5 protein-coding genes and 1 tRNA gene are annotated in these 4,264 nt (G+C 64.3%); 2 read left to right on the top strand and 4 right to left on the bottom strand.

Features of this window, described 5'->3' with window-relative positions; all coding sequences use genetic code 11:
* Window positions 1–298: 298 nt before the first annotated feature.
* The 3 genes from EN879_RS26115 to EN879_RS26105 form a co-directional block, all read right to left on the bottom strand.
* Complete coding sequence (locus EN879_RS26115; RefSeq protein WP_013530769.1) at window positions 299–484, bottom strand: hypothetical protein; 186 nt, start codon at window positions 482–484, stop codon at window positions 299–301.
* A 317-nt stretch (window positions 485–801) separates the two neighbouring features.
* Window positions 802–875 (bottom strand) — tRNA-Gln (locus tag EN879_RS26110).
* 84 nt (window positions 876–959) lie between these two features.
* The gene (locus tag EN879_RS26105; RefSeq protein ID WP_013530770.1) at window positions 960–1,250 is read right to left on the bottom strand and encodes a hypothetical protein; all 291 of its coding nucleotides are present in this window, start codon (window positions 1,248–1,250) and stop codon (window positions 960–962) included.
* A gap of 545 nt (window positions 1,251–1,795) precedes the next feature.
* On the opposite strand from EN879_RS26105, the gene EN879_RS26095 reads away from it, so the two are divergent.
* On the top strand, window positions 1,796–2,863 hold the full coding sequence (locus EN879_RS26095) for a PAS domain S-box protein (RefSeq protein ID WP_063168565.1): 1,068 nt from the start codon (window positions 1,796–1,798) through the stop codon (window positions 2,861–2,863).
* A 5-nt stretch (window positions 2,864–2,868) separates the two neighbouring features.
* Here EN879_RS26095 and EN879_RS26090 read toward each other — a convergent pair whose 3' ends face one another.
* On the bottom strand, window positions 2,869–3,807 hold the full coding sequence (locus EN879_RS26090; protein WP_063170278.1) for an alpha/beta hydrolase: 939 nt from the start codon (window positions 3,805–3,807) through the stop codon (window positions 2,869–2,871).
* 146 nt (window positions 3,808–3,953) lie between these two features.
* On the opposite strand from EN879_RS26090, the gene EN879_RS26085 reads away from it, so the two are divergent.
* Window positions 3,954–4,262 (top strand): hypothetical protein, encoded by a 309-nt coding sequence (locus tag EN879_RS26085; protein WP_013530773.1) that lies wholly within the window; start codon window positions 3,954–3,956, stop codon window positions 4,260–4,262.
* Window positions 4,263–4,264: the final 2 nt, after the last annotated feature.

Here is a 4,264-nt window from a genome sequence, read left to right as displayed (position 1 = left end):
TCGATCGACAGCGCAACGCTTTCGCCGATCCGCGGAACCGCCTGAAAAACCGCGTCCGTGGCCTCCGGCCGGTTGTCGATCGATATGCGGCAGTTGACGGTCATGAGATGTCTCCTGTGTCGGCCCGGTGGTCAACGCGGGGTCCGCGAAATGGTTTCAGGAGCCGGATGCAACTTAACGGCGCCCAGATCCGTAAAACACTAATTGCTCCATTGTTCATCGTAACGGAGCAACAGGGCTCGCTGGGGGCGTTGGGGCTGCCCCGGCGAGCTTGATCCGCCTTGCCGGGGGCGTGGCGTCACCGGGGTATGGAGACGAGTTTCGGCGCCCGCAATTCCCCGGCCATCCTTGCCGCCTGGAAAATTGTCATCAAAACCAGGATGGGCTCACCCTCGGTCGGGTTGATGGTCAGCACGACGCGGCCAAGCTCGTCGCTCATGCCGCAAGACCAGTCCTTGACGGCTATCACCTTTCTCGCGGCCATATGCCGTTCTCCTGCACGGGAGGTTCTCTGCCGGCTACGCCGTCTGGAGTTGGTCGACAGAACCTTCGCCTGACATTGCAAGCAGCCGAAATGCGGCAAATGCGGCCAATATCATGAAAACCGCCGTGACGTTCAGGGACATCGTCGACGCAAGCACGCCCCCGTCAAAGCAACTCAGTTCCATGCGCTCTACCCCTTCAAGCCACTGACGGCCTGGATGATGATCCTGCTTCGAGTGAAATACAAGCGCGCGCTAATGTGCTGAAGCCGGCTGGCCAGTCTGCGCGCGGCTTCGAACCAGCCAAGCGCTTGGTTGCTGGTTCCCGCTCAAGGGCTCGAACCTCGATTCACGCCTTCAAAGGGCGCTGTCCTACCATTAGACGAAGCGGGAAAATGCACGTTGCGCCCCACCCCTAGCCGGTTCGCGCGCCGGGATCAACGCACTGCGGCGGCAAAGCCGATTGGAAGCGCGGTGTCAGTCCGGAAAGTTGGTGACAGGTTCCTCGCAGCGGTAGACCGGGCAGCTGCCGTCACGGGTCGGGACATAGGCCGACATCGGCACCTCCGGCCAGTCGCATTCGTTGCCGAACTGCCTGACATAGCGATCATAGGTGTTGGGGCCTGTGGTCAGCACCACGGCATGGCGGCTTTGGAGCAGTTGCCGGAGCTGGTCGCAACTCATCGTGCGGGTGTCGGGCCTGGCTTCGGCGAGGCCGGTCGCGGCCAGCAGGATCGCTGCCGTCAAGGCAATTCGGCGCATTGGCATGGCTGTTCCTCGAATGGACATATCGGCCGAAACTCGCATCCCGCCGGGTGGTTCCGCAACCGCCGGCTCGCCGTCTGTGGCAGCGCAACCAAATGGTCCGTCGTGCATTGCTGGGGATGGATGGCAGGAAGCCCTACAAAACTCCGCAATGGCGGCCCGGAAGCGGGGATCGCGAGGCCATGTGCTGTTCCTTCTGCGGCGGGCGCGACCACAGCTATGAGGACTGTCCGCAAAGGAATCCCGACGCCGATGCAGTGCCCGTTGCGCCGCCCAACGACGCCGGCTCCGAAAAAGCAGGCCGATGAGACGGACAGGGCGAAGCGGTCATCGGGCTTACAGCAGCTCGACTGGATCGGCATTTACGGCCGCAGAGGCATTGCCGAGATGGAGGGCCGGGCATTATCGTGACATGCGTGTCCGCGACCGCAAATGCGGAATGCTGCGCACCGACTGCAACCAAAATGCCCGGTCAGGCATTTCTAGCAGGAGGGGAATCCTCACGCAGACGCTGGCGGGAGGCGGCAAGGTGGGGCCACGACGGGGCAATGACAGAATTGGCAAGCGTCGATAGCCTGCTCGAAATCACTGCCCACGCTCGGCTGGCGGCGATTGTCGATTCGTCCTTCGACGCCATCGTCAGCAAGGACCTGAACAGCATCATCACCAGTTGGAACGCGGCGGCGCAACGCATGTTCGGCTACACCGCCGAAGAGGCCGTCGGCCGCTCCGTACTCATGCTCATCCCCGATCATCTCAAGGATGAAGAGACCGACATCATCAGCCGGGTTCGCAGGGGCGAGCTCCTGGCCAGCTATGAGACGATCCGCCGGCGCAAGGATGGCGGCCTCATCGCCGTGTCGCTGACCATTTCGCCGATCAGGAACGCGTCCGGCGAGATCATCGGCGCATCGAAGATCGCCCGCGACATCACCGCCAGCAAGGAGAGCGAGCGCCGGATCAGGCTTTTGCTCCGCGAGGTGAACCATCGCGTCAAGAACCAGTTCGCGGTGATCCTCTCGATGATCCGGGAGACCAGCAAACGCTCGACCGATCCGCGCGAGTTCGAGGAGATGATCCGTTCCCGCATCATGGCGCTGTCGCGGTCGCACGATCTGCTGGTGAACTCGGAATGGGCCGGCGCCAGCCTCTTCGACCTTGCCCAGGAGCAGCTCAAGCCGTTCGGCCACGAGGCGCGGGTATCGCTTTCCGGACCGCTTTTGACCCTGCAGCCGAATGCCGTGCAAAATCTCGGCATGGCGTTTCATGAACTCGGCACCAACTCTTCCAAATATGGCGCGCTGGCGAGCGAGGCCGGGCGGCTGGAGATCACCTGGCGGATCGTCGAAGGCGCTTCGGACAAGCTGGAAATCCATCTGCTCTGGGACGAGACGATGCCGGTGCGTGAGGGAGAGCGGCCCGGGGGGCGGCAAGACGAAAGCACGCGCAAGGGTTTCGGCACCGTCGTCCTGCAACGGGTCGCGCCGCAATCGCTGAACGGCTTGGCGGTGCTGGATCGCAGCCCGGGCCATCTCAGCTGGTCGCTGACGGCGCCGCTGGATTCGATCATCGTTCCGCAGTTGGGCGCCGACCTGCCTGAAACCGAAACGTCCTGAGCCCATCAAGGGGAGGGCGAAGGTAACTCCGATCGCACGGAGATGCCGTGACTGGTTTCGCCGAAGAAGCCGGCCAGCAGATCGGCCGTCCGCGCCGGGTCCTCCTCGGGGAAGAAGTGTCCACCCGGCATCGCCTGTCCGCGCACGTCGTCGGCCCAGCCGCGCCACAGCGCCAGTGGTCCGCCTTCGCCGGCATACCAATCCGCCAACGCGCCCTGACCGCTCCATAGCGCCAGCAGCGGGCAGCGGATGCGCCGGCCGGCTGCCTTGTCGGCATGGTCATGCTCGCGGTCGAGCGTGGCTGCCGCCCGATATTCCTCGCAGATGGCATGGGCGTGGGCAGGCGTACGCAGGGCCTCCACATAGGCCTGACGCACTTCGGCTGGAAACGCCGATGGCTGTGAGCCCCAGCCGTTGAGCGCATTGTCGACGATCGCCTCGGCGGCGCCGGACAGGATCTTTTCCGGCAATGGCTCGGGCTGCGCCAGCAGCGACCATGGCCAATAGCCCAGCGCCAGCCTGGCGTCGGCGCGGTCCCAGGCATCGGCGGTCGGCACGATGTCGAGGACGGCGAGCCTGTCGATGCTGCCCGGATGGTCGAGCGCCATGCGGTAGGCGACACGCCCGCCGCGATCATGGCCGGCGACCATGAAGCTGCTGAAACCCAGCTTCTCCATCAGCCTCACCAAATCGTCCGCCATGGCGCGCTTGGCATAGGGTGCGTGGTCCGGAGTGGACGCCGGACAGGAGCTGCCGCCATAGCCGCGCAAATCGGCGCAGACGACGCTGAACCGGCTGGCCAGAGCGGGCGCGATGTCGCGCCACATCAGATGCGTCTGCGGAAAGCCGTGCAGCAACAGCAATGGCGGCCCGGTCCCGGCACGCAGGCAGAATATGCCGGCATCGCCGGTGTCGATTTCCGCGCCTTGAAAACCTTCGAACATGACCGCCTCCGGCACGCGCAACGGCCGGCGAACGGGTTTGGTTGCAATGCCGCCCGGCGACGCGGCCAACCTTTTTCGTCGACAGGCGTTGTCCCTGTGAAGGGAAGGTCGCCGCAGGCGACCGTGAAAGAAAGAAGGAGGTAGGGATGAGAACTCTCGCCATCATGCCATTCGGCCTTATGCTGGCGCTGGCAGTGCCGGCCGCAGCCCAGCAGCAGAACGACAGCCAGGCGCCGCAGGCCGACAAATGCAGGGCTCAGACCGGGCAAGAGGCAAAACAGCAGCCTGAAAAGCAAGCCGATGACGGCAATTTGACCGCGAAGCTCAACGACTGCGGCGGCGTGCTGAAACCGCCCCCGACGGGAGACCAGGGCATGGCGGCGCCGGCCCCCGACGAAGGCAAGACGCCGGTGATCAAGCCGGGTGAAGTTCCACCCCAGCCGCCGAAGCAATAAAC

The organism is Mesorhizobium sp. M7A.F.Ca.AU.002.02.1.1, assembly GCF_003998535.1.
GTDB classification, from domain to species: domain Bacteria; phylum Pseudomonadota; class Alphaproteobacteria; order Rhizobiales; family Rhizobiaceae; genus Mesorhizobium; species Mesorhizobium ciceri.
The sequence above is the reverse complement of the archived record's forward strand: the minus strand, read 5'-3'. Positions and strand labels throughout refer to the sequence as shown.

Bases quoted from the DNA above. Each gene is read 5' to 3' on its own strand.
- EN879_RS26115 (WP_013530769.1), bottom strand. From the start codon at position 484: ATGGCCGCGAGAAAGGTGATAGCCGTCAAGGACTGGTCTTGCGGCATG.
- EN879_RS26105 (WP_013530770.1), bottom strand. From the start codon at position 1,250: ATGCCAATGCGCCGAATTGCCTTGACGGCAGCGATCCTGCTGGCCGCG.
- EN879_RS26095 (WP_063168565.1), top strand. From the start codon at position 1,796: ATGACAGAATTGGCAAGCGTCGATAGCCTGCTCGAAATCACTGCCCAC.
- EN879_RS26090 (WP_063170278.1), bottom strand. From the start codon at position 3,807: ATGTTCGAAGGTTTTCAAGGCGCGGAAATCGACACCGGCGATGCCGGC.
- EN879_RS26085 (WP_013530773.1), top strand. From the start codon at position 3,954: ATGAGAACTCTCGCCATCATGCCATTCGGCCTTATGCTGGCGCTGGCA.